Here is a 23,528-nt window from a genome sequence, read left to right as displayed (position 1 = left end):
ATGGCCACGCCTTCACGCGCCCGCCGGCTTCTGCCGCGGTTCCGCCCGCAGACCAACGTTCCCGACCTTCCGCCCGGCCGCTGGAGCGTGGTGGAGGGCCCCGCCGAGCTGGGCAAGCTGGAGGTGCCCCGCGACGACGACGGCGGCGCGTTCCGCACGCGCGTCCAGTCCGTGCCCAGCCCGTGGGCGCGGCTCTACCTGTTCCGCGACGCCATGCTCGACCCCCAGCACCCGGCCCGCGCGCTGGTGGAGAACGAGATGCTCGACGCGCTGCAGCTGGCCTGGGTGTGCGGGCCGCAGACGCTGCGGCTGGAGACGACGCGGGTGCGCGTACCCGAGCTGGCGGCGGAGAGCGACGTGACCGCGCGGGTGCGCGACTACGCGTCCGCGCTGGTGGACCTGGCGCCGCGCACCGCGCAGCACGAGACGCGCGAGGCCAGCGCGCTCCCCGTCATCACCCTCGCCACGGTCGACGGACGGCCCGTCTTCGCGTCTTCGCCCTACACCGTGCTGTTCACGGCCGAGGACGCCGCGCACGAGGACTATCCCGACCTCTTCCGCTACGCGGCGGGGATGCCGGCCCGCCCCCTGCGCGACCGCGAGTTCTCGTTCCAGCGCTACGTGGCCACGGTGGTGCTCCCGCAGATGCTGGCTCCGCGGCCCGCGCCCTCGGAGTACGTGGACGTGGAGGCGGTGCGCCGCGGGGTGGCCAAGTGGCTCGCCGACTCCGTGGACGACGCGCGGCGGGCCGCCGGGCACCGGCAGGGTGAGCTGGCGCGCCCCGAGAACCTCGACGCGCAGATCCGCAAGCTGGCGCTGCGCCCCGCCGGCGAGCAGGCCTTCGCGGGGGTCGTGCTCCACACGGGCGGCGCGGACCATCCCCCCAGCCGCTGGGAGCTGCGCGCCACCACCGGACCTGAGCCGCGGCCCCTGGTGCTGGTTCCCGGCACCTTCGACGGCATCTACGGCGAAGGGCTGCCCCGCACGGAGCTTCCCGCGGGGCTGGAGCGGACCCGCGAGCGCGAGGTTCTTCCCGGCACCTCGCACCGGCGCCGCTGGGTCCTTCCCGAGACGGACTGGCTGGCCGACGCGCTGGTGATCCTCAGCTACCCGATGGACTCGCAGGGCGCGTATGGGCACGAGTGCTACCACGCCGACCCCTCGGTGACCCAGGGGCCGTTCGCGCAGCCGCAGATCGCGCTTCCGCTCAAGCCCGACTTCTTCCGCTGGTTCCAGCCCGCGGAGGTGGAGCGCTGGCTGCGCATAGACGTGCCGCGCCCCGGCGAGGTGCGCGTGACGCTCACCATCCCCGTGGGGACCGAGCACCCGGAGGAGATCCGGATCACACGGCGCTACACCGGGGCCCAGATCCGGGAGGAACAGGGGGGGCCGCAGGTGGTGGTGTGGCCCGCCTTCGAGGCCGACGACTGGCGCCACTACGCGGTGTTCCGCCTGGACCCCGCCGCGGGGCCGATCCACCCTTCGACGACGCTGCGGCTGACGGCGTTCGCTGACGGCGCGGAGCTCCCCGGCGCTGGGCACGTGCAGCGGTCCGGAGAGGCGTCCACCTACGCCTTCGAGCGCGCCCCCACCGTGCTGGCCTTCGAGGCCGACCGCGGTCCCGGCCTGGCGCCGCAGGGGCTCGGCGTGCTCCTTCCCCGCTACCGCCCCGCCCCCGCGCCCTCCGCCGACCGCTGGACGGTGGGCGTGGACTTCGGCACCTCCAACACCGTGCTGGCCATCCGCAAGGACGGGGTACCGGACCCGGCGGTGCTCCAGCACGACAGGCTCCTCCTGGCCGTCACGCGGGCGGAAGGCGACCTGCCCTTCTCCGCCGACTCGTTCTTCTTCCCCGAGAAGATCGCGCCCGAGCCGTTCAACAGCGCGGTCGTGCACGTCACCGGGATCCCGTCGTACACCGACGCGGGGCGCGAGCCGGTGGCGCTGCGGGTGAACGTTCCCTTCGCGGGGTGGGTGAAGGACGACGGGCGCAACCGCGTGGCCGACGACCTGAAGTGGTCCACCAGCGAGCGCGAGGAGTTCCTGGCCTCCGTCTTCCTGCGCAACGTGGCGGCGCTTGCCCTGGCCAGCGCCCGCGAGGCGGGGGTGCGGCCGGAGAACGTCACCTTTTCGTACGCCTACCCGCGCGCTTTCGAGGCCGATCGGCTCAGCGACCTGCAGGCGCGCTGGCGCGGCGTGCTGGGAGCCTCCGCCGAGGGCGCGGCGGACGCACCCGGCCGCCCGCGGCTGGCCCGCGCCGTGGACGAGGGGCAGAGCGCGCTCCAGTACTTCGTGGGCCGCGGCGCCGTGACGGTGGCCGGCGACGCGTCCGTGATCATGGACGTGGGCGGGGGCACCACCGACCTGGCCGTGTACGCGCGCGGCACGGCGCTGGTGCTGGACTCGCTGCGCTGGGGCGGGCGCGACCTGGTGAGCTCGCGCGTGCGCCACGGCGACACCAGGGGCTTCACCAACCCCTTCGTGCGCGCGTTCGCCGCGTGGGCCAGGGCGAACGGGCTCCCCGAGTCGCAGCTGGAGCCGCTGCGCAAGTTCGAGAGCGAGGGGCACGACGCGCTGGCGCTCGGCTACCTGCTGCGCACCCCATGGTACCGCGGCGACGGCGCGCTCCGCTTTCGCGAGACACCCGCGTACGGCGCATTCCGGGGCGCGGTGCTCTACTTCTTCGCGGCCGCCTTCCACCACACGGGGCTGCTGCTGCGCGCCCTCGACGCCACGCACCCCGACCTGCGCCTGGACGCCGTGGTGCTTGCGGGGAACGGAAGCCGCTTCCTGGAGTGGCTGCAGCGCGAGTGGGGCGACACCGTGTCGAATCCGTTTCGCGAGGTGCTGCTCTCGGTGCTTGCCTCCGCGCGCGGGGTGCCGCAGTCGAAGCCGCCGCGCGTGGTGCCGAGCCGCGCGCCCAAGCACGAAGTGGCGCTGGGGCTCGTGGCGGGAGTCGACGCCACGAAGCTCACCCTGGCCGCAGATGCCCAGCGCTCGGTGGTCGGCGAGTCCGTGACCATCGAGCGCGCCGGCGCCGACGCGGTGCGCTACGCCGCCACCTCGCGCATCGCGCCGCACCTCAAGGCGACCGGCGACACCATCAGCGGCATCCGCTGGGAGAGCGGCCCCATGGAGATCGACCGCTTCCACACCACGCTGGCGGCGGTCGCGCGGGAGCGGCTGGCGGGGGTGGGCGGACCCTGGGCCGCCTTCCCCGATCACCTGGAGGCGGCGCTGCGGGAGATGGGCGCCGAGGGGATCCAGCAGGCCGCGCGGGGGCGGCTGGAAAGGCTGCTGCGGGAGACGCACGGCCTTCCCGGCTCGCTGTTCATGGTGGAGGCCGGGGCGGTACTGGAGCATCTGATGGACGCGTTCGTCGCCGCCTACGCGCGAGGTGACGGATGAACGCTCTCCTCTGGTCCCTGGCGGGCGTGGGCGTCCTCGCGGGGGCGCTGCTGCTGGCCCGTGCCTGGCGGATGCGGGAGGGTCCGCGCGCCGCGGAGTACGTGCCGCCGCCGAGCCCCGTCATGCGGATGGTGAATCGCGCGGGTGCGGAGGACGGGGCCACCGTGCGCCTGCACGGCGACGACCTCAGGTCGATCCGCGAAGAGATCCGCGGGCTGCACGTGCTCCGCGACGACATCCGGCACGTCGCCGACCTGCTCCAGCAGGGCCTCTCCGGGGCGCTCGCGGCCGAACAGCCGCGCGTGAGCCCGTCGCGCCCCGAGCCGATGGGCGGAACGGCGCGCGACGCATACCGCGACCCGGTCCGGGACGCCAGGCGGGACCCGTCGCCCGTCTACGGCGGCGCGTGGCAGGATGATGCACGCCAACTGGGCCTGCGCTCCGGGCGCGACGAGCACACCCGGGGGTCCGATCCCGCCCCCTTCGCCTTCGATTCGGTCGTGACCCCGCCGGCCGCCGCGCAGCCCTACGAGCCGTCGTCCACCGCGGCGCCCGTGGAGGCCCGCAACGACGCGGTCGTCCCCAGCGACCGCCACCCGCCCGAAGCGTGGCTGGAGCACAGGGGCGGCGAGCGCGAGGTGTGGCTGAACCCGCGAGTGCCGCTCAGCGACGCGGCGCTGCAGCGCTGGAGCACCTTCTTCGGATGGGAGCGCCGCGAGCCGGGGGCCCGGTACCAGGCCACCCAGCCCGCGGTGGTGGCCTCGGCCGGCACCGTGCTGCGCAAAGGGACGGCGAGGCCGCTATGACCGATACGATCTCCGCCCCGCCGCCCGACACGACGCCAGCTCCGCCGCCGCTCCCCACCGCGCCGCCCAAGACGCTGGGGCGGCTGGCCCTGCCGCCGCGCGGGAACCGGTCGGCCGCCGTCTACGAATGGTTGGGGGTCATCTTCTACCTGGTCGCGAGCACGGCCCTGTTCGGGGTGCTCCTCGCACGCGCCAGGGGGACGCTGCTGGGGGCGATCGGCGAGCTCATGGGCCTCGGCCCGGAACCGAACTACGCCCTCACCGGGCTGATCGCGCTCGGCATCCTGCTGTTCGGCGGGGCCCTGTGGACCGTGCACCAGGACCGCGCCGAGATGGCCCGCGAGGAGGAGGACGTCGAGTGGGTCCACCTGCACGGCCGCGAGGGGCTCGGGCTGGTGTTTGCCCCCGCGTCGCGGCGCGAGTCGCTCTTCCGCGGCGGCGAGCGCGAGTACACGGCCGAGGCGGGCGGGCAGGTAGAGACGCTGATCGACGACCGCGTGCGGCGCATCCTGGAGAAAGCACACGACCCCTATCTCCGCGTCTCGCCCGACGAGCTGCGCGGGATCGCGGAGACGCGCACGGCGCGGTACGGCGTGTTCGCGCGCTACGCCTCGTCGCTCCTCCTGCTGCTGGCCGTGCTGGGCACCTTCGCCGGCGTAAAGACGGCGCTCCCCGGGCTGATCGACGCGGTGTCGCAGACGGGCGGGGCGCAGCCGGGCGGCGCCGACATCGCCGCGCCGCTGCGCGCGGTGGCCGATGCCTTCGGGGGCAATGCGCTGGCGCTGGTGGGCGCCATCGCCGTGGGGCTGATGGCGCAGGGGCTGGCCACCGGGCGCCGCAACCTGCTGGAGCGGCTGGAGCTGGTCTCCACCGAGTTCCTTTACGGTGGGCTGCACGGCGGCGGCTCGGTCGATCCGCTCACCGAAGCCGTCCGCGAGCTGCGCGAGACCGCCTCGTCCGTCCGAGACACGGGGCGCGCCATCGAGGGGCTCGAGTCGGGGATGAATGGGCTGTCGGAGAGCTTCCACGAGGCGTTCGAACGGCTGAACGAGCGCCTGGTGGAGCTGACCGCGCAGCAGGACGAGGCGCTGCACGAGAAGACCGGGAGCGAGCTGCGCGAGCTGCAGCGCCGCGTGGGCGACCTCGCCGGGACGGTGGAGGGCGTCGCGCGGGCCTACCACGGGATCGTGGACACGGTGGAGGAGCGCTCCCGCACCTCGGAGCAGGGCATCGAGCTGATGCGGCAGAGCGCCGTCACGCTGCACGATGCGCTCGGCTCCCTGAGCGGATACCAGGCCGGCGCCGAGCGCACGGCCGCCGGCGTCCAGCAGACGATCGCCGCGCTGCGCGAGGGCAGCGAAGCCGTGGTAGCGCGCATGGAAGCCGTCGCCGAAGCGGTAGGCCGCGCGCAGCCCGCCATCGGCACCGTGGAGCAGGTGCTGCAGCAGGTGGCCGACCGCGTGACCGGCGTGGACGAGCGCGCCGCCGCCTCGTGGGCCCATGCGGCGGAGAGCGTCAACGGCCGCCTCTCCGCGGCCGTCGAGGCGCTGCGGGAAGCCGCCGCCCGCGCCTCGGAGCGCGCCCCCGTAACCGCGTACCAGGGCGACGGGCGCGATCCGGAGGTGAGCGCCCTGCTGCGCCGCATCGCGGGGACGCTGGAGCGGGAGAGCGGCCCCACGCGGGTGCAGCTCGCCCTGTCGCAGGCCGCGGGCACCCTCGCCGCGCTGGGGCTGGCGTACGGGCTCTACGTGGGCGTCCGGGCCCTGCTCCCACTCCTCGGCTTCGGGAGCTAGCGGATGCGATACGGCATGGGAGAAGAGGAGGGCGATGGCGGCCCGTGGCCGGCGTTCGCCGACCTGCTGGCCGCCACCACCCTCCTCTTCCTGATCCTCTTCGCGGCGCTCGCGGTGCCGGCCATCCAGCGCGCGGGCCAGGCGGATGCACAGGCGTCGAACCTGGCGCGCATCGAAGCCGCGCTCGCCGGGGCCGCGGACCGGCGCGTAGCCGTGCAGCGCGTGGGAGACTACGTGCTGGTGCGCATCGCCGAGGAGGCCACCTTTCCCCGCAACGAGTACGCGCTCGCCCGCCTCAAGCCCGAAGGAAGGGCGATCCTCCACGACTTCGGGCGCTTCCTGCACGGGGGCCTGGTGAACGAGATCGACCAGGTGCAGGTGGTCGGGCATACCAGCAGCGAGGGGAGCGACGAGCGAAACTGGGAGCTGAGCGCGGCGCGCGCCGCCACCGTGGCGCTCTTTCTGATCGACAGCGCCGGCGTCCCCGCCTGCCGCGTGTCGGCGCTGGGGCGCAGCCATTACTACCCGGTGCGTCCCGACCGCGCCCGCGCCGGCGCCGAGGCCGACCCCGCGGACCGCCGCATCGAGCTGGAGATCCGCCCGCAGCTTCCCGGCGACAGCGTGCAGCGCCGCCGCCGCGACGCCTGCGTGGAGATGCGCCGGTGACCACCGACACCGCCCTGCGCGGCCGCCTCGACGTGTCCGACGAGGCGCGCCGCCACCTTCTTCGCGTGGAGTCGGAGGCCCGCGCGCTCCTGGCCGGGATCGGCGAGCGCGGCGGCGCCGACCCCGCGCTCGCCGCATCGGCCGCGGCCCTCACCGGCTTCCTGGACGGCGCCAGGAGCCCGCTGCGACGCGCGCTGACGCGGCGGGGCGCCGATCTCGCCGCCGGCGGGCTGGCGCGCAGGTCGCTCGACCACGCCTGGAACGCGGTGCGAGGGCGCGCCACCCGCGCCATCGAGCGCCACGACTCGGCGGCCGAGTTCGAACGCGTGCTGCGCCGCCTCCGCGACCGCTTCGCCGAGCGCCTGCCCTGGCACCTGGCGCGCGCCCTGGAAACGGCCGGCGTGGACCAGGGCGGACTCCGCACCCGCGAAACGGCGTGGGTGCGGGCCCACCGCGCGCGACTCGAACGGGTGGAGGAAGATCTCGCCGCCGCCGAGCGCCGCCTGCCCGCGCACCTGGACGAGCCGCTGGAGGTGAAGCGCTGGCCCGAAGGCGTGTCGCGTGCGGAGCTCGCCGCGGCGGTGGAGGAGGCCAGCCGTGCGGAAGGCCCGGCCCCCTCCGAGCCTGGAGCGCTGCGGATGCTTTCCGCGCGTCACCTGGAGCGTCTGCGCGGCCACTCGGGAGCGGCGCGCCCGGCCCCCGCGCTGGACGAGATGGCCGCGCGCGAGTCCGTGGCGCTGGTGGACGAGGGACACGCGCCCGCCGTCGCCGATCTCGATGCGTGGGGCGTCCTGCTCCGCCACGCATCGCGCAACCGGGCTCCCTCCCCCGCCCCGCCACAACCAGCGGAGACTCGCAACACCGCGCCCGCATCCACCCTGTACGTCGTCCCGCTCTTCGGCCCCTACGTCCTCATCCGCATGGGCGAAGGATGGCCCGTGCAGGTGCGGGGGCGCGGCGTGCGCGTCGGCGCTCGGGCCGAATGCGTGGCCGCCATCCCGCCCGGCGCCGACGCGGTGACCCTTGCGCCCGACGCCTGGGCGGGCCCTCTCTTCGACCTCCCCGCCGACGTAGGCGGCCACTGGCTGGAGACCGCCACCCCGGCGTTCATCGTCCCCTTCGCCCGCATCACCACCGACCGGTGGCTGGCCGAGGTCGTGTCGCGGGGCGCGCTGCGTGTGGGAAGCTCACCCGCCTGGGAGCGCCTGCCGCGCCACAAGCGGTCGTCCCTCCGCATCCTCTCCCCCTCCGCCACCGCCGCCTCCGACGCGGTGCTCGCGGCCGGAAAGCCGGTGCGGACCGACAAGGCGTTCGGCTGGGAGACACGGGTGGTGCCGCTCCCCCTGAGCGACCTGACGCACGGCTGGCTGCGCACCGCCACCACCGAGGCCGGAGAGCGCGCGGTGCGGCACGAGCACGCCTTCTTCCGCGCCCTGGAAACCCGCACGACGGCCCGCTCGCCGCGCTGCCTCGGCCGCTCCATGCAGGGGACCGGCTATCTCTACGCGCCGCCGACCGCCCTCCCCCTCGCGTCCTCCGCCCCGTTGCGCGCCTGGCGCGACCACGATCCCCGCGCGCTGGTCGTCGCCGCCGCGCGGCTCTGGCGCGATCTCTCGGCCTTCGATCTCGGCCTGGGTCTATACCACCCCGCCACCATCGGCTACCGCGTGGCCGAGCCTGGCGCACTGCACGCGGTGGCGTTGGCCGCCCCGCTGGGCACCCTGCTCGGAAGGCCGTACCGCCTCCTGCCTCCCGGCATCCCCCCGCTGGACCGCCTCGGCCGCGTCCCGCCGCACCCGTCCCAAACCTCCGAAACGCCCTCCAGCCGCGAAACCGAGGCGGCACTGTTCGCGATGTACGCCCTGGATCTGCTCGCCGTGTCGCCCACGGAAGGCGCGCCGCGGGAATGGGACGACTTCGTCGCCTGGCTCGCTGCCCCGCAGCGGGCGTTCCGTGAACCCGAGTTGGCAGCCGGACTCGTCCAAGGCCTCGCCGCGGGATCGTCGGACGACCTCGTGCTCAAGATCGCGGCGCTGGCCGACGGTGGATGAACCGGCACTCCGTCCGCCGAGCTTCAGCATCAGCGATGACTGCTTCCGAGCCCGAAAGGCTCGCGCTGTACGACCTGTTCACGCTCGGGCTCAGCGTGTACGTGCTGGCCGCGCTGGTGGCGTCCACGGTGCTCCCGCTGGACCCGGAGAGCAGAAAGGTGCTGGACACGGCGGACAACGTGATCTGTCTGGTGTTCCTCCTGGATTTCTTCCGGAACCTGATCCGCGCGGACCGGAAGATGGAGTACCTTCGGTGGGGGTGGCTGGACCTGGTCGCGAGCATCCCCATGCTGGACGCGCTGCGGTTCGCGCGTGTGGCGCGGATGGTCCGCGTCGTCCGCGTGCTCCGGGGCTGCAGGTCCGCGCGGCATCTCGGCGCCTTCATCCGCAGCACCCGTGCGGGCGCGGCGTTCTGGGGGATGGCGCTGCTGACGTTTCTGGTGCTGGTGTTCTCGTCGGTCGCGATCCTTCACGTGGAGCGGGACGCGCCCGGGGCCAGCATCCGGACCGCCGCGGACGCGGTTTGGTGGGCGTACGCCACCATCGCGACGGTGGGCTACGGCGATCGGGTGCCGGTGACCACCGAAGGCCGCGTAATCGCCGCGCTCCTCATGACGGTGGGCGTCGGGCTGTTCGGAACCTTTACCGGCTACATCGCGAAGTCGTTCCTGCAACCCGCCGACAGCGCGGATGCGAGCGTCGTCCGGGCGCTGGAACGGCGGGTAGAGCGGCTGGAGGGCGTCGCATCCTGCCTGCACGAGTGATTCTCCCCGCGCGGAGGCTTAGAACTCGATAACGCGGACCCCCGCCTCGGGTGTATCCCAGCCTCTTGCCGCGCACGCCGATCCCATCGACCTTGTGCGCGTCCCGGCAGATCCCCTCCCCCTCCGCCATTCCGCGCCCCGTGGATCCCACACCGCACGCAGGGCCCGCGCTGGCGCGCAGGCTGGGGCTGTTCGACGCCACGATGATCGTGATGGGCGGCATCGTGGGGAGCGGCATCTTCGTGACGCCGTACGTGGTCGCGCGGCAGGTGCACACGCCCGCGCTCATCGTGGGCGCGTGGCTGGCGGGCGGGCTGGTCGCGCTGGCGGGCGCGTTCGTGTACGCGGAGCTCGCGGCGCGGCGGCCGCACGTGGGCGGGCAGTACGCGTATCTGCGCGACGCATTCCATCCCGCCGTCGCGTTCGTCTACGGCTGGGCGCTGCTGCTGGTGATCCAGACGGGCGGGATGGCGGCCGTGGCCGTGACGTTCGCGCGTTACTTCCGCGAGGTCACGCACCTCCCGCTGGCGGAGCCCGTCGTCGCGGCGCTTGGGATTGCGCTGCTGGTGGCTGTCAACTGCATGGGCGTGCGCTCCGGCGGCACCGTGCAGAACGGGCTGATGATCCTCAAGATCGTGGCGATCGTCGGGCTGATCGCGGCCGGTCTCGTCTTCGTGGCGCCGGACGCGGGCGCCGCGACGGCCCCCGCCACCGTGCCGTCGGGGAGCCTGCTGCTTGCCTTCGGCGCGGCGATGACGCCCGTCATGTTCTCGTACGGCGGGTGGCAGACGGCCAGCTTCGTGGCCGGCGAGATGCGCGACCCGCGGCGGGACCTCGCGCGCGGGCTGCTGATCGGCGTGGCGGGGGTGATCGCGCTGTACGTGGGGGTCACGCTGGCGTGCGTCCATGCGCTCGGGGCTGACGGGCTGGCGGCGACCACCACGCCCGCTTCCAGCGTGATGCGCCTGGCGTTCGGCGAGCGCGGCGCGGCGCTGATCGCGGCGGGGATCGCCATCAGCACGCTCGGCTTCCTGAGCCAGGGGATGCTCACGGCCCCGCGCGTGTACTTCGCCATGGCGGCGGACGGAGTCTTCTTTCGTTCCGTCGCGAGGGTGTCGCCGCGCACGCGGGCGCCTGTGGTGGCCGTGGCGCTGCAGGGCGTGCTGTCGCTGCTCATCGCCCTTACCGGCACGTACGAGCAGATCCTGGGCTACGTCGTGGCGGTGGACTGGGTCTTCTTTGCGTTGACCGGCGCCGCGCTCTTCGTCTTCCGCCGCCGTGAGGGTGATGGCGATGAGGGCGCGCGCGTCCCTGGCCACCCGCTGACGACGGCGCTCTTCGTGGCCGCGGCGGCGCTCATCGTGGTCAGCACCGTGCTGGACGCGCCGGTGAACAGCGCGGTCGGGCTCGGGATCATGCTCGCAGGCCTTCCCGTCTACGCGCTCTGGCGGCGATGGGCGGCGTGACGGGCTCCGAGTACCTGCGGTGGGCCAAGACGCGCCCGCCGGCCCGCTTCGACCTCACCTCCAGCGGCGTCCCCTACCTCCCGCTCCGCGACCTCCCCGTCACCGTCGACGACCTGGAGATCAGTGGTACGGGCGCGTACGGCTACAAGCCGCTCCAGCAGGCCATCGCCGCGCGGTACCGGGTGGACGAGTCGTGCGTCTGCTCGGCGATGGGCGCGTCGATGGCCAACCTCCTTGCGCTCGCGGCCGTCGTGCGGCCGGGGGACGAGGTGCTCATCGAGCATCCCACGTACGAGCCGTTGATCGCCGCGGCGCGCTGGCTCGGCGCGGAGGTGCGCTCCTTTCCGCGCCCCGCCGAAGATGGCTTCCGGCTGGACCCCGCGGAGGTGGAGCGGCGGATGACGGAGCGCACGCGCGCCGTCGTCATCACCAACCTCCACAACCCCAGCAGCGCCCTCGCGGACGACGACACCCTGCGCCAGATCGGCGAGATCGCGGCGCGCATCGGCGCGCGCGTCATCGTGGACGAGGTCTACCTCGACGCGCTCTGGGAGCCCACGCCGCGCACCTGCTTCCACCTCGGCGAGACGTTCATCGCGACGAACAGCCTCACCAAGGTCTACGGCCTCAACGGCCTGCGCTGCGGCTGGATCGTCGCCGCGCCGGACATCATCGACCGTGCCTGGCGGCTGACCGAGCTGTTCAACAACATCGGCGTCCACGCGGCGGAGCGGCTGAGCCTAGCCGCTTTCCGGAACCTCGACGCCATCGCCCTCCGCTCGCGCGCGCTGCTCCACGCCAACGCCGCCGCCCTCAACGAGTTCTACGCCGCGCACGCCGACCACCTGCACGCCCAGGCGCACGCGCACGGCACCGTCTCCTTCCCCCGCCTGCGCACCGGCGACGCGGACGCGCTCTGCGACCTGTTGACCGCGCGCTACGAGACGGCCGTCGTGCCCGGCCGCTTCTTCGGCATGCCGGACCACCTGCGCATCGGCCTCGGTGTGGATCCAGCGACGTTTCGCGCGGGGCTCGACCGCCTGAAGAGTGCGCTGGAGGAGCGTCGCCGCCATCTCGGCTGAGCCTCGATTCCATCAGAGATCGAGAGAGTTGGTCGGTAGCTCCGGGATCGGCGGGAACGTGTCGTCGAGCGGTTCTGTCGGCGTCTCCGCGTCTCCGCGTGAGCCATGCGTTTGCCGTTCTCCGCACTCGATCCGCGCTAAGGCCGCCGCCCCTCCATCGCCTCTGATCTCGCCTTGCGCCAGCCGCGCGGGCTGACTCGCTCCGCCTGCTCCAGCAGCCGTCCCAGCGCTCCGAGTCCCTCGTCGACGGCGCTGTCAGCGGTCACGGGCAGCTCGGTGCGGAGGGTCTGCTGGACGATCTGGCGCAGGAGGGGCGAACTCCCGGTCGTCCACACAGCGGGTGAGCGCGTCGCCCATGTGGAGACCAGTAGCGGCTTGCTCGTGTCGGGCTCGGGGAGCGCCTGCAAGTCCGCGCAATCGCCGCGCCGTACCCCCGTGGGCCGCGGCGGCTAACGCAGGATGGCGGGAACGGGGATCGCGTCGGGCCGCTCCGTGTGGCTGGCGCCGCCGTTGATCTCCAGCACCACCGTCGCCGTCCCGTTGGGGTGCAGGTCGCGCGCGCCGGCGGCAAGGTTCATCCGCGAATCCATTCCGCGGCGTACCGAAAGCTGAAAGGTGCTCTCCGGGTCCTCCATCCACGCACGGATCTGCGCGCACAGGGTGTCGGCCGCCACCCGGCGCTGCTCGGGCGAAAGGGCGTGCGGGTCACTCATACGGGCACCTCCATCGGTTCGGGCTCCTCACCGCCTGTTCCCTGCCCCAGCAAGGTTTGGGCGCATCCGGAGCCGAGAACCGCCAGGGGTGCAGAACGGGGGCGGAAACGAGCTACCCTGCTCCCGGTACGTGCCGTAAATCGAGGCGACCGCGCCGGATACACGAAATGGGCAGAACTGCCCATCCCCCGCGCCGCCATCCCGCCTATCCATCCCTAGCACTCCGCGCCCGCGCGCGGATCGCCGCCATTCCCCTCTGCCGCGTCCCGCCTTCCGAGGATCTTTCGCCATGCTCAAGCCACTCATCGCGCTCGCGCTCGCCGGCTGTCTGCAGGCTCCCGCCACGTCGCCGCACGTCGTGGATGCGGCAGGAATCTCCGCGGCGCAGCCAGCGTCCACCCGCGTGCCTGCACAGGCGCCGCCGGGGATCGCCGTGTTCCCCTTCACCAACGGCGGGTCGTACGGGCCGGGGCGAGAGGACATGTCGGCGCTGGAGGTGGGTATCCAGGGGATGCTGCTCACCGAGCTGCAGCAGAACCCGCAGCTGCGCATCGTGGAGCGCGGCATCCTGCGCGAAACGCTGGCCGAGCAGGACCTGGGCACGGCGGGCCGGGTGGACCCCGGGACGGCGGCACGCGTGGGGCGGCTGGTGGGCGCGCGGTACGCCATCACCGGCACGTTCATGGACCTGTACGGCAACTTCAGGCTGGACGGGCGCATCGTGGACGTGGAGACGGGCGAGATCCTCCGCACCGTCCGCATCGACAACCAGCGCCGCGAGAACCTGTACCGGCTGATGGTGGACCTGGCCGACCGCATCGTCCGCGGGGTGGACCTGCCGCCCCTCGCCCAGGCCACGCAGCGGGAGCGCCGCGAGCGCAACATGCCCGACGAGGCGGTGATGCTGCTGTCGCTTGCCATGGACCACCAGGACAACGGCCGCCAGACGGAGGCCGTGGAGCTGTACCGGCAGCTCGTGCAGCGCTTTCCCGACTACACCGAGGCCCGCGAGGCACTTCGGCAGATCGAGGAAGGATGAGCGGCCGCCCCGGTTGGGACCCCGTGAGCAGCGCCCTCGTGCAGCTCCATGCCGCCGCCAGCAACGAGATGGCGATTCCCGGCGCGAAGCACGAGTTGATGTTTCTTCTCCGCGGAATTCACGAACTCGAGCCGAAGGAGTGGTTCCTGGACGTGCTCGACGAGATCGTGGATGCGCACGGGAACCACGACGCACTGGAGAAGGTGCAGAAGCGTATCCTGGCGAAGTATCCCTTCGACACTTCAAAGCGGGACTCCTGATTCGAACGCCCCGGCCCCGTCCATCGGAGCCGGGGCGTTCAGCGTTCGGCCAGCAGCTGCGACAGGGCGGAGGCGGGTACGGCGTAGAGGATGGGACGCGCGGCGCCGGGGCTTCCGCCGAACAGGATGCCGATCACCCGGCCGTCCGCATCGAAGAGGGGGCTTCCGCTGGCCCCCACGCCGGAACGCGCGAAGACCTCCACCCGCCCGCCCCGCACGCCCGCCAGCTCCGCCTGCACCACGGTCGCCCGGATCACGGCGCCCTCCACCGGCTCCCCGCCGCGCGGAAAGCCGGCCAGCGCCACGGGGGCGCCCGCCGCCAGAGTGTCCGGACGCAGGTTCAGGCCGCGCACGATGGGGACGGCGCCCTCGACGTCGTCCACCTTGACGAGGGCCAGGTCCCATGCGCCGGAGACGGCCACCACGCGCGCGCGCCACACCTGCGTGGACCCGGTGAACTGCACGGCGATGCGCCGCGGACTGCCCCCCACCACGTGGCGGTTGGTGGCCAGCGTTCCGTCCGCGCGCACGGCGAACGCCGTCCCCGTCGCCACCTCACCGTCTTCCGACTCGACGTAGATGCGCGCCACCGCCAGCCGATTCAGCCGGTCCACCAGGAGCGCACGGCGGGGCGCCTGCGCCTGCACAGAGGCTGATTCCGGCCGCGCCCTGATGACTGCCGCTGGCGCACGCTTCGCCGAAGGGTGGCGTGCGGTTGCGCCAGGCGATGATGGAAGGGATGGACGGGGCGCGGCGGATGCGGAAACAGCCGGTGCAGGGCGCGGGGCGGATGGCCGGGGCGCGGCCGGCGCAGCGGAAGACAGCGCGGGGCGCAGCCCGGTCCCGACGGCGGAGGCGCGTGCCTCGGCCATCGCGGCCGCCGGGGGGCGGCGGGCCACGAGCACGGCGGCGGTGCCAGCCAGCAGCACGCAGGCGGCTCCTGCGCCCACGGCCCACGGGTGCCGCGGACGGACGGCGCGGGGCTCCGGCTTAACCGGGGTCGCTACGCGGACGGCGCCTGGCAGGCGAAGCTCCACCGACGGCCCGGACTTCCCGAACGCGATGCGGTCTCCGTCGCGCAGCACGGCGTCGCCGCGGACGCGCCGGCCGTTGAGCCAGGTGCCGTTGGTGCTCCCCAGGTCCCGCACGATCCACCCCGCGCCATCCGGCAGGAGGCGCGCGTGTCGGGCGGAAACCCCGTCCGCGTCCGCGCCGAAGCGCAGCGAGCAGCCGGGGTGCCGGCCCACGGTGCAGCCGGCGGTGTCCAGCGCCAGCACCAGCCCGGCACGGTTTCCGTTCAGGACGTGGAGCTCGGCGGGCATTGTCAACGCAGTGCCTAGACGAGGGTAGCGACCGGGAACGACGCCGCCTCGATCTTAACACTCACCTTTCCCGCCGCGCCGAGGGACGCGCACGAGTCGCCGCCGAGTTTCTCGAGCTCGCCCAGAAACGCGTTCCACCCCCCGTCCAGGATCTCCACGCATCCCAGCGAACCCCCAACTTGCCCCTTGGCGCCATCGGCGCCCTCGTGGATGAGAAAGCCTTTGCCTGGCAGCAGGCGCCACGCGCCAGTCCTGGACCCGCCCGCGAAGCTGTGCGGGCTGTACCCGGGAACCCACATGGGAGTGCAGATGCGGCCCGACGAAAGTCCCGCGTCGCAGGCGCGCAAAGCGGGAGGCGGCGCATGGCCCTTGTTCTGGAGCCCGAAGCGAACCGCGCGGTAGGCACCTCCTCCGCCGATCCTCACCTCATACCATGGAACCTTGTAGATGACCGGCTTCCCAGTGTTTGCATCCATCTGCAGTCCCGCCGTATGGCTATACGGAACGACGAACGTGTTGCCCTTGCCCTTTCCGGTGATCACGATCTGTATCTTAGCTGGCATGAGTGACCTTCCGGGATTACGTGTGGACGTTTAGTACGCAGCCGCACAGCCGCGTCGTCTTTACCAATGGCTGACCGCAGCGGCAGCAGTACCTGGATAGCGGGCGGCAGTGAGTTGCAGGGAGTCAGGCGAGGGAATACGGCAGCCATCCGGCCGGGTCACCGTCCGCCGCGTCGTCCAGGCCGGGGCCATCCAGGACGGCGGCGATCACCGTCACGTTGTCGGGCGCGCCGCCGGCCAGCGCCGCGTCCAGCAGTGCGGCGCAGAACGCGGCGGGGTCCGGCTCTCGAGCCGCCGCCTCGGCCAGCGCCTCCGGGCCGACGACGCGGAAAAGGCCATCGGAGCACAGCACCAGCACGTCTCCGCGGCGCACGGGCTGGCGGGTGACGTCCACCTCCACGCGCGGCTCGGGCCCAAGCGCCTGGAGCAGGACGCTTCCCAGCCCGCTGGCCTCCGCCTGCTCCGCCGTCATCGCCCCGCGGTCCATCAGCTGCTGCACCAGCGACTGGTCGCGGGTGAGCTGCACCGCGCGCCCGCCGCGCACCAGGTACGCGCGCGAGTCGCCCACCTGGGCCAGGTACACGCACCCGTCCAGGATCCCGGCCACGGTGGCCGTGGTGCCCATCCCCTCGCACTCCGGCTCGCGCCGGGCGTGGGCGTGCAGCACGGCGTTGGCGGCATGCACCGCATCGCACAGGCATCGCGCGAACCGGCCGGGCGAGTGGTCCGGGTCCGCCGTCCAGCGCGTGGCCATGGCGCCGTAGATCTCCGCGACGGCGAGCCGGCTGGCCAGCGCGCCGGCCGCCGCCCCGCCCATTCCATCCGCGACCACCGCCAGCAGCCCGCGCGGGCCTACTTCGAAGCGTCGCGCCCCCGAGACCTCGTCCCGGTCGGTGCTCACCCACCACGGCCCCTCCCCCGTGGGGACGCCCAGGTCCGCCACCAGGAAGCTGTCCTGGTTCTCGCCGCGCCGGAGCCCCGGATGCGTCAGGGCGAACAGGGTGGCGCGCACCGTGGGCCGGACCGCCGCCTGTGCGCTCACCCGCCCCGTTCCCGGCAGCGGTCCAGCATCATGCGGGCGCGGCCGGCCGAGCCGGGGTTGAGCTGCAGCGAGCGCTCCAGCCACTGCACGCACCCGCCCCAGTCCTGCTCGCGAAAGGCGATCGTCCCCAGCAGGTAGGCGGCGTTGGCGCGCTGCCGGTCAGGAAGCGCATCGCCCAGCCGCCACACCGCGCTCGCCGAGTCCGCCACCGCGCGCAGCCGCCCCCCGGAGAGTGACAGGTCACCCATCCGCACGGAGAGACGGCCCAGCACGGCGGGCGCGTTCTCCGCCGCCAGCCCTCCTTCGCGCGGCGCCGGCGGCTCCGGCGCCGGCACCTCGGCGCGCGGATCGTCCACCGCGAGTCCCTGCTCCTCCTCCGCCACCCGATTCGCTGCCTTCTGCCCATTCGCCGTCCGCTCCCTCTGGCCGTTCGTCGCGGGCGGATCGAGGAGGGGCGCCGCGGCGGCGCTGGATGGGCCGATACGCGTCGAGTCGCTCATGCGGGGGGCGGTGGCGGCGGAATCGACTGGCGCCGCCGAAACGGGATGCGCCGTGGGATCGGTGAGGCCCGCCACGGCAGCCGACGCGGCGCCGGGCGCGGGTGTTCCGGAGGCGGCGGCGTCCGCGTCCGGGGGACCGAGAAAGCGGCTGATCCCCCAGGCGCCGCCCAGCAGCAGCGCCAGGGCGAGCACCCCCGCCGCCCCGCGGCCCGCAGCGAGAGGGACCGCGCGGCGCGCCTGCGTCGTCGCGGGCGATGGTGCGCCGTCGGGGGTGAGCACCGTCGCGGCGACACCGCCCCGCGTGAATCCCCACGCCCCGCGCCCCGCGTCCGGCACGGGGGCCGGCGGAGCGGCGTGGGACGGCGCGTCCGCCACGGCGGCGGTGATGGCGGCGGAGAACTCGGCCGCGCTGGCAACACGGTCTTCCGCGCGGCGCTGCAGCCCGCGGTCCAGGGCGTCCTGCAGCGCCGGGGGCACGCGCAGCGCGGGGAGCACCTCGTGCAGCCGCAGGGGAGTTCCCGTAAGCCGCTGCACCATCAGCTCCTGCGTGTCCTGCGCGCGAAAGGGGAGCGCCCCCGCCAGCATGCGAAAGAGCACCAGGGCCAGCGAGTACACGTCGCTGCGCCCGTCCAGCGTCATCCCCAGCAGCTGCTCGGGGCTCATGTACTCCGGGGTGCCGATGACGAAGCCCAGCCGGGTCACCTCCCCGCCCTGCCCCTCGGCCGAGCCCTTGGCGATGTCGAAGTCCACCACCTTGACCGCGTCCGCGCCGCCGCGCCCGGGGCTCACCATCACGTTGCCCGGCTTGAGGTCGCGGTGCACGATCCCCGCGTCGTGCGCGGCCTGCAGCGCCCCCGCCACCTGCGCGGCGATGGCCACGGCGCGGACCGGAGAGAGCCGCCCCTCGCGCGCCAGCAGGTCCTGGAGCGTCTCGCCGGGGACGAACTCCATCGCCAGGAAGCGCCGCCCGTCTTCCGTGTCGCTGAAGTCGTACACGGTGCAGACGTTGGGATGCTGGATGGCGCACACGTTTCGGGCGCCGCGGGCGAAGCGGGCCATCGCCTCCGGGTCCGCGGCCAGCGACGGGCGCAGCACCTTGATGGCGTCGCGCCGGCCGATGCGCAGGTGCTCGCCCAGGTACACGGCGCCCATGGCGCCCTCGCCGAGCTTCCGGACGATGCGGTACCGCCCGGCCAGCACCGTGCCCACCAGACCCGCGTCCGCCGCGCCCGGGCCCAGCACGCCCGACTCACTCACGCGCGCAGCCCTCCGCGCGCTCGCGCCGCTCCACGAAGACCACGGGGCCGTCGAAGCGCCGCAGCCGCACCACCTGGCTGGGATACGCGGCGGCGGTGTAGCGCTCGCACGCCTCGACGGTCCGCACCAGGACGGCCAGCACCTCGCGCATGCGCCCATCCGCGCCGGGCAGGCGCCGCACGCCCACGCTGTCCACGCGGATGCGGTCGTTGGGCGTCATCCGCCCCGCGGCCACCGCGAGCACCATCTCGCGGCCGAAGTCCACGGCGGGCGGCGGCGGGGGCGCGGGCTGGCCGGCGGTGGCGCGGCGCCACAGGCTGTCCAGCCCGGCGGGGGCACGCACCACCAGCCGCAGCGAGTCGCGCAGCCCGCCCGCGTCGTCGTCGTACAGCAGCGAGGCCGCGGGGACGAGGCCCAGAGGCGGGGGCGCCTGCGGGGACGGAGGCGGGCCGCCGCACGCGGCCGCGCAGAGCAGCGCCAGGAACGGGGCGCGGAGGGAGCGAAGGGCGTTCATTGGCCGATCCGGGGGACGCAGGTGACCCGGGCGAGGTAGTCCGGGTTGAAGACGGGGACGCCGCCGGCGAACACCACGTCGGCGGACAGGGGCGACGGCTGCCCGGGGAGGGGCCAGCGCACCACGTACCGCCCGTCGCCTGCGTCCTGCCACGACGCGCCGCGGAACAGGCGGAAGGCGGCCCACGGTCCGCTCGCCTCGGCGAGCACCACGTCCTCGCCGTTCACCTGCGCCACCAGGCGGGCGCCGCCCGCGTCCGAGGCGCGCCAGGTGAACGACTCCGACGCGGCCAGGGTGCGCGTGAAGCGGCGCGTCTTTCCATCCAGCACCACCGTGACCTCCGGCACCGCGGCGGAGGTGTGCGCGCGCAGGGTGAAGTCCGCCCGGGGCGCGGACCCGTCGTCGCCGTACAGGGCGCGTGACAGCTCCGCCGCGCGGCCCAGGGAGCCCAGGAATCCGCTCCCCGGGCGCGGCGACGCGCCGGTGCGGGCCACGTAGCGCGGCCCCTGGCGCGAGACCAGCGGCTGCACGGCCTGCTGCAGCTCCGCCAGGGCGCTGGCGCCCGGCTGGAACACGCCGGCCAGATCGTCCACCGCCGCGTCGCGCCCGCCGCCGCGGAAGGGGAAGCCCGCGCGCAGCCGGTTGAGCGCGGAGCAGAAGTCCCGGGCCGCGGCGGCGACGGGGGCAGCGGCCGCGTCCGCCGCCGCTGCCGCGGCGGCGGCGGCCTGGTCGCCTGGCTGCGGCAGGGCGCCCACCGCGCCGGTCACCACCCGCTGTGCGCCGTCGATGGGGGTGCGCAGCAGCCGCTGCACCGCGGCGCCCACCGCCGCGGCCTCGCCGTCGATGCGGAACCCCTGCGCCAGCTTACGAACCTCTCCGTCCGCCTGCCCCGCGGCCTGCGCGGCCTGCGACAGCGGCGGGCCGCGCAGCTCCGGCGGCGTGGCGGCGGCCAGCTGCAGGGCGCTGCGCAGCCCGCCCAGCGCCACCACGTACGCCGCCGTCCCCTCCGCCGCCACCCGGTCCGCCGCGGCCGGGGCCACCTGGTGCACGGGCTGGAATGCGGGGCCCAGCCGCACGGAGTCCATGGAGGTGTGGCGCGAGGCAAGGGAGAGGATCTGCAGCACGGGAGAGTCGTTCCCCGAAAGGGGGCCGAGCCTTGCCGCCGCATCGGACAATCCGCCGAACGGGTGCACCCGCGCCGCCTCCAGAAAGGTGCGCCAGTGGGCCACGTAGTCCGCCACGTAGCGCGCCTGCAGCTCGCGGCCGATGCGCACGCGGTCCTCCGCGCCCACGGCCTGGGGTCCCAGCACCCAGTCTTCGCGGGCGAACAGCCGCTCCACCGCGCGGGCGTTGCCGCGCACGTACGCCCATCCCTCGCGGGTAAAGGCGCCGGGCACCACGTGCGGCGCCGCAGCCACCGGGGCCGCCGCCGGGTACAGCGCGCCGAAGTCGACGGCGCGGGCGTGGCGGCCCGCCTCGTCCAGCATCGCGCGGTAAAAGCGCTCCGCCTGCGCGAAGCGGCCCAGGAAGGCGCGGCTCTCCACGATCAGCGCCTCGTCCGGCGCGGGAGCGAAGGGGTTGCCGTGGGGGAGCTCCGCCCCAAAGAACTCGAACTGCCGCCGCGCCAGCGCCCGCCGCTCCGGGTCCGCCTCTCCCCGGTCCGCCCAGTGCCGGTCCAGCACCGGCCCCAGGAATGCGGCGCTGCCGTACCGCGGATGCGTGGTCGTCACCAGGTAGGCCTTGAGGTCGTCGTACGTAGCGCCGTACTGGCTGGCGTCGGTGGGGGCCTCCGGCAGCGCGCGCAGCGTCTGCACCAGGCGCGGCCGGGTGCGCGCCCAGAGCTGCCGGTCGAAGCTCTCGAAGTACACGCGCCGCAGCGACGGGAACGCCCGGTGGCCCGCGTACAGCCCCCAGCGCATCCGCAGGGGCGCGCCCTCGCGCTCGTACGCCGCCATCGTCGCCGCGCCCGCGCGGAGCGCGTCCAGCCGCCGCAGGGCTTCCGCCTGCGCCAGCGACGCGGGATCCGCGGGGGCATCGCGGGCCTCGCGCGCGGCGGCCAGGGCGCCGGAGAGCATCACGCGGTTGTTCCGGTACGAAACGGTGAACCCGCCCGCGAAGATCACGCACGCGGCCAGCGCAGCCGCCGCCAGCCCGCGGCGCAGGGCGTTGACGCGCGTGCCGCCCCCCGTGGCCGCCATGGCCACGCGGTCGCGCAGGATCACGTCGTTGAAGATGCGCCGCGCGAACGCCCACTCCGGCACCTCGCGCGCGGCGCCGCGGGCGGGCGCCGGCGCGGACGCCATCTCGCGCAGGCGGCGGGGGTCGAAGACGGAGGTAGCGCCCAGCGCCACCTGCCCTCCCACCGACGCGGCGGTGGCGGACGGCGCGGGCCCGTCCTCCGCCACCACCGTCCGCACCCCCGTGAAGTAGAAGCCGCGCAGAAACGGGCTCACGTTCAGCTGGCTGGGGCGGCACAGCTCCACCAGGAACTGCGTGGCGAGGTCAGACACCTTGCGCAGCTCGCGCGGAAACTCGTACGCCCCGGCGCGCGCCGGCTCGCGGGGCTCGCGCGGGAGCAGGTCCAGCTGCGCGACGGAGAGCGAGCGGGCCAGGGAGCGCAGCGCGTCGCCGGCGCGGCGCGCGGCGAACTCGGCGTACAGCCCGGCGCCCGGCGGGTCCGCCGCGGGAAAGGTGGCGCCCAGCACCGCCTGCGCCTCGTCGCGCGACAGCCCGCGCACGTACTCGGCGAAGTACGGCAGCCGGTCCGCGCGGGTGAAGAGCACGTACACGGGAAGCCGCACCCCGAGCGCCCCGGCCAGCTCCGCCAGCCGCGCCCGCATCCGCCTGGCCGCGGCGGGGACGGCGTCCACGGCGCCGGGCTGATGGAACGCGTCGCAGGGAAAGCAGACCACGGCCACGCGCGGCGCCTGCGTCCCCCGCCCCAGCGCGGCGGCCATGCGGGTGGGCTGCAGGTGGCGCACGAGGCGGGCCCAGCGCGGCTCGTCGTCCAGCATGGCGCCGCCGGCCTCCAGGAACACGGTCTCGCGCCCGTACCACACGTTCAGCGTCCGCGTGGGTGCCACGGCGCCAGCCCGCTCCACCTCGCCCGCCAGGAGCTCCGGCTCCACGCCCGAGTGGACGACGGCGGAGGTCTTGGCGCTCCCGGCGGGCCCCAGCACCAGCACCACGGGGAGCCCCGAGATCCGCGATCCCCCCGCCAGCGCGCTGCCGGCCAGCCGCTGCTGCGCGGCGGCGAGCGCCTCGCCCACGTCGTCGGCCTCCCTCTCCGCCGGGGCGGGCTCGCGGCGGGCGCGGGCGGCCAGGAACATCCCGGCCAGCACGGCCGCCGCCGCGCCCAGCAGGGCCAGGCCGATGCGCAGGATCCACAGGTCACGCCCCGTGGCCCCCGTCAGCCGGCCGGCCCAGCTTGCGAGCATGGCGAAGAAGACGAAGACGCCGGAGGCGACGAGCCAGGGCCGGTTCTGGTTCATGGGCACGGCCGCGCGGGTTGTGGGGAGCGGAGGATGGTGGTCAGCGGGCGGAGAGCGCCGCGAGCGAGCGGATCTCGCCCACCCACGAGCCCAGCGACAGCCGGTAGGCCAGGAACAGGAGCACGGCGACGGCACACGCCACGGCCGCGGCACGCCACAGCCGCGGCACCCAGGGATCGTGGTCCAGCGGCACGGCCTCGTCCGCCGGGAGCGGCCACAGGGAAGACAGCGGCTCGCGCCCGCCGCGGATGCGCTCCACCTTTTCCCGCGCCGCGCGCACGTGCGCGTCCAGCGCGCCCCCGTTGGTGCCCGCGTAGCGGCCGCGGAAGCCGAGCAGCAGGCAGAGGAGAAAGACCTCCAGCACGTCCGCCGTCTCGTCGCTGTCCTGCCGCGCCAGCAGGTCGTCCAGGTGCGCGAAAAAGGTCTCGCCGGCCATGTGCTCGCCGAACACCTCCTCCTGCAGCGACTGGCGCGCCCACCCGGCCAGCGCGGGCTCGCCGGAGCCCAGGACGGACTCGTCCAGGAAGGCGGCGTACGCGTACAGCGCCAGCTTCACGGATCGCGGGTCGTAGCCGGCCTGCGTGGCGTCGCGGTTGGCCAGGGCTAGCAGGTGCTTGACCTGTGCGCGAAAGGTGTCGGCGTCGCTGGGGCGCTGGCGGTGGGTGCGCAGGCGCACGGCCGCCGTGAACGCCTCCTGCAGCGCCAGCGCCAGCTCGCCCCGGCGCGGGCGTACGGGCGAGGGGGCGGCGCGGACGGGAGGATCGAGCGTGGTGACCATCAGGGGGCCTGCC

At 74.3% G+C, this 23,528-nt stretch carries 19 protein-coding genes; 10 read left to right on the top strand and 9 right to left on the bottom strand.

The annotated features are described in order from the left end of the window. From VF647_09990 to VF647_09955, 8 genes are all read left to right on the top strand, one after another. Window positions 1–3,408, top strand: coding sequence for a hypothetical protein (locus tag VF647_09990; GenBank protein HEX8452417.1), 3,408 nt, complete (start codon window positions 1–3; stop codon window positions 3,406–3,408). Continuing rightward, on the top strand, window positions 3,405–4,214 hold the full coding sequence (locus tag VF647_09985) for a hypothetical protein (protein HEX8452416.1): 810 nt from the start codon (window positions 3,405–3,407) through the stop codon (window positions 4,212–4,214). The genes VF647_09990 and VF647_09985 overlap by 4 nt, the downstream gene beginning before the upstream one ends. Next, window positions 4,211–6,007, top strand: coding sequence for a hypothetical protein (locus tag VF647_09980; protein HEX8452415.1), 1,797 nt, complete (start codon window positions 4,211–4,213; stop codon window positions 6,005–6,007). Before VF647_09985 ends, VF647_09980 begins: the two co-directional genes overlap by 4 nt. Before the next feature lie 3 nt (window positions 6,008–6,010). Beyond that, on the top strand, window positions 6,011–6,673 hold the full coding sequence (locus tag VF647_09975; protein HEX8452414.1) for an OmpA family protein: 663 nt from the start codon (window positions 6,011–6,013) through the stop codon (window positions 6,671–6,673). Continuing rightward, on the top strand, window positions 6,670–8,724 hold the full coding sequence (locus VF647_09970; protein HEX8452413.1) for a hypothetical protein: 2,055 nt from the start codon (window positions 6,670–6,672) through the stop codon (window positions 8,722–8,724). Before VF647_09975 ends, VF647_09970 begins: the two co-directional genes overlap by 4 nt. A gap of 35 nt (window positions 8,725–8,759) precedes the next feature. Further along, window positions 8,760–9,488, top strand: a complete 729-nt coding sequence (locus VF647_09965) for an ion transporter (protein HEX8452412.1) — start codon at window positions 8,760–8,762, stop codon at window positions 9,486–9,488. A gap of 140 nt (window positions 9,489–9,628) precedes the next feature. Next, the gene (locus VF647_09960) at window positions 9,629–10,954 is read left to right on the top strand and encodes an amino acid permease (protein HEX8452411.1); all 1,326 of its coding nucleotides are present in this window, start codon (window positions 9,629–9,631) and stop codon (window positions 10,952–10,954) included. Then, window positions 10,942–12,036, top strand: a complete 1,095-nt coding sequence (locus VF647_09955) for a pyridoxal phosphate-dependent aminotransferase (protein HEX8452410.1) — start codon at window positions 10,942–10,944, stop codon at window positions 12,034–12,036. Before VF647_09960 ends, VF647_09955 begins: the two co-directional genes overlap by 13 nt. A 137-nt stretch (window positions 12,037–12,173) precedes the next feature. On the opposite strand, the gene VF647_09950 is transcribed toward VF647_09955, so the two are convergent. Both VF647_09950 and VF647_09945 read right to left on the bottom strand, forming a co-directional pair. Continuing rightward, entirely contained in the window at window positions 12,174–12,302 is a 129-nt protein-coding gene (locus VF647_09950; protein HEX8452409.1) for a hypothetical protein, read from the bottom strand. A gap of 183 nt (window positions 12,303–12,485) precedes the next feature. Next, a complete protein-coding gene (locus tag VF647_09945) occupies window positions 12,486–12,749 on the bottom strand; it encodes a hypothetical protein (GenBank protein ID HEX8452408.1) in 264 nt (87 codons plus the stop codon). 289 nt (window positions 12,750–13,038) lie between these two features. Here VF647_09945 and VF647_09940 point away from each other — a divergent pair, with 289 nt between their 5' ends. Together VF647_09940 and VF647_09935 are read left to right on the top strand one after the other, a co-directional pair. After that, window positions 13,039–13,788: a CsgG/HfaB family protein gene (locus tag VF647_09940; protein HEX8452407.1), complete on the top strand. Its 750-nt coding sequence runs from the start codon at window positions 13,039–13,041 to the stop codon at window positions 13,786–13,788. Next, window positions 13,785–14,048, top strand: coding sequence for a hypothetical protein (locus VF647_09935; protein ID HEX8452406.1), 264 nt, complete (start codon window positions 13,785–13,787; stop codon window positions 14,046–14,048). The genes VF647_09940 and VF647_09935 overlap by 4 nt, the downstream gene beginning before the upstream one ends. Window positions 14,049–14,086: 38 nt before the next feature. On the opposite strand, the gene VF647_09930 is transcribed toward VF647_09935, so the two are convergent. From VF647_09930 to VF647_09900, 7 genes are all read right to left on the bottom strand, one after another. Then, entirely contained in the window at window positions 14,087–15,370 is a 1,284-nt protein-coding gene (locus VF647_09930) for a trypsin-like peptidase domain-containing protein (GenBank protein HEX8452405.1), read from the bottom strand. A 14-nt stretch (window positions 15,371–15,384) separates the two neighbouring features. Further along, a complete protein-coding gene (locus tag VF647_09925; GenBank protein ID HEX8452404.1) occupies window positions 15,385–15,912 on the bottom strand; it encodes a hypothetical protein in 528 nt (175 codons plus the stop codon). A gap of 145 nt (window positions 15,913–16,057) precedes the next feature. Beyond that, on the bottom strand, window positions 16,058–16,975 hold the full coding sequence (locus VF647_09920; protein ID HEX8452403.1) for a protein phosphatase 2C domain-containing protein: 918 nt from the start codon (window positions 16,973–16,975) through the stop codon (window positions 16,058–16,060). Further along, window positions 16,972–18,732, bottom strand: coding sequence for a serine/threonine-protein kinase (locus VF647_09915; GenBank protein ID HEX8452402.1), 1,761 nt, complete (start codon window positions 18,730–18,732; stop codon window positions 16,972–16,974). The genes VF647_09920 and VF647_09915 overlap by 4 nt, the downstream gene beginning before the upstream one ends. Next, window positions 18,725–19,246, bottom strand: a complete 522-nt coding sequence (locus VF647_09910) for a hypothetical protein (GenBank protein ID HEX8452401.1) — start codon at window positions 19,244–19,246, stop codon at window positions 18,725–18,727. The genes VF647_09915 and VF647_09910 overlap by 8 nt, the downstream gene beginning before the upstream one ends. Beyond that, window positions 19,243–22,737: an ImcF-related family protein gene (locus VF647_09905; GenBank protein ID HEX8452400.1), complete on the bottom strand. Its 3,495-nt coding sequence runs from the start codon at window positions 22,735–22,737 to the stop codon at window positions 19,243–19,245. Before VF647_09905 ends, VF647_09910 begins: the two co-directional genes overlap by 4 nt. A gap of 40 nt (window positions 22,738–22,777) precedes the next feature. Continuing rightward, entirely contained in the window at window positions 22,778–23,515 is a 738-nt protein-coding gene (locus VF647_09900; GenBank protein ID HEX8452399.1) for a DotU family type IV/VI secretion system protein, read from the bottom strand. Window positions 23,516–23,528 lie beyond the last annotated feature (13 nt).

The sequence above is a fragment of the Longimicrobium sp. genome, from assembly GCA_036387335.1.
Taxonomy (GTDB): domain Bacteria; phylum Gemmatimonadota; class Gemmatimonadetes; order Longimicrobiales; family Longimicrobiaceae; genus Longimicrobium.
The sequence above is the reverse complement of the archived record's forward strand: the minus strand, read 5'-3'. Positions and strand labels throughout refer to the sequence as shown.

Bases quoted from the DNA above. Each gene is read 5' to 3' on its own strand.
- VF647_09980 (HEX8452415.1), top strand. From the start codon at position 4,211: ATGACCGATACGATCTCCGCCCCGCCGCCCGACACGACGCCAGCTCCG.
- VF647_09935 (HEX8452406.1), top strand. From the start codon at position 13,785: ATGAGCGGCCGCCCCGGTTGGGACCCCGTGAGCAGCGCCCTCGTGCAG.
- VF647_09945 (HEX8452408.1), bottom strand. From the start codon at position 12,749: ATGAGTGACCCGCACGCCCTTTCGCCCGAGCAGCGCCGGGTGGCGGCC.
- VF647_09900 (HEX8452399.1), bottom strand. From the start codon at position 23,515: ATGGTCACCACGCTCGATCCTCCCGTCCGCGCCGCCCCCTCGCCCGTA.
- VF647_09975 (HEX8452414.1), top strand. From the start codon at position 6,011: ATGCGATACGGCATGGGAGAAGAGGAGGGCGATGGCGGCCCGTGGCCG.
- VF647_09940 (HEX8452407.1), top strand. From the start codon at position 13,039: ATGCTCAAGCCACTCATCGCGCTCGCGCTCGCCGGCTGTCTGCAGGCT.
- VF647_09910 (HEX8452401.1), bottom strand. From the start codon at position 19,246: ATGAACGCCCTTCGCTCCCTCCGCGCCCCGTTCCTGGCGCTGCTCTGC.
- VF647_09965 (HEX8452412.1), top strand. From the start codon at position 8,760: ATGACTGCTTCCGAGCCCGAAAGGCTCGCGCTGTACGACCTGTTCACG.
- VF647_09930 (HEX8452405.1), bottom strand. From the start codon at position 15,370: ATGCCCGCCGAGCTCCACGTCCTGAACGGAAACCGTGCCGGGCTGGTG.
- VF647_09985 (HEX8452416.1), top strand. From the start codon at position 3,405: ATGAACGCTCTCCTCTGGTCCCTGGCGGGCGTGGGCGTCCTCGCGGGG.
- VF647_09990 (HEX8452417.1), top strand. From the start codon at position 1: ATGGCCACGCCTTCACGCGCCCGCCGGCTTCTGCCGCGGTTCCGCCCG.
- VF647_09955 (HEX8452410.1), top strand. From the start codon at position 10,942: ATGGGCGGCGTGACGGGCTCCGAGTACCTGCGGTGGGCCAAGACGCGC.
- VF647_09905 (HEX8452400.1), bottom strand. From the start codon at position 22,737: ATGAACCAGAACCGGCCCTGGCTCGTCGCCTCCGGCGTCTTCGTCTTC.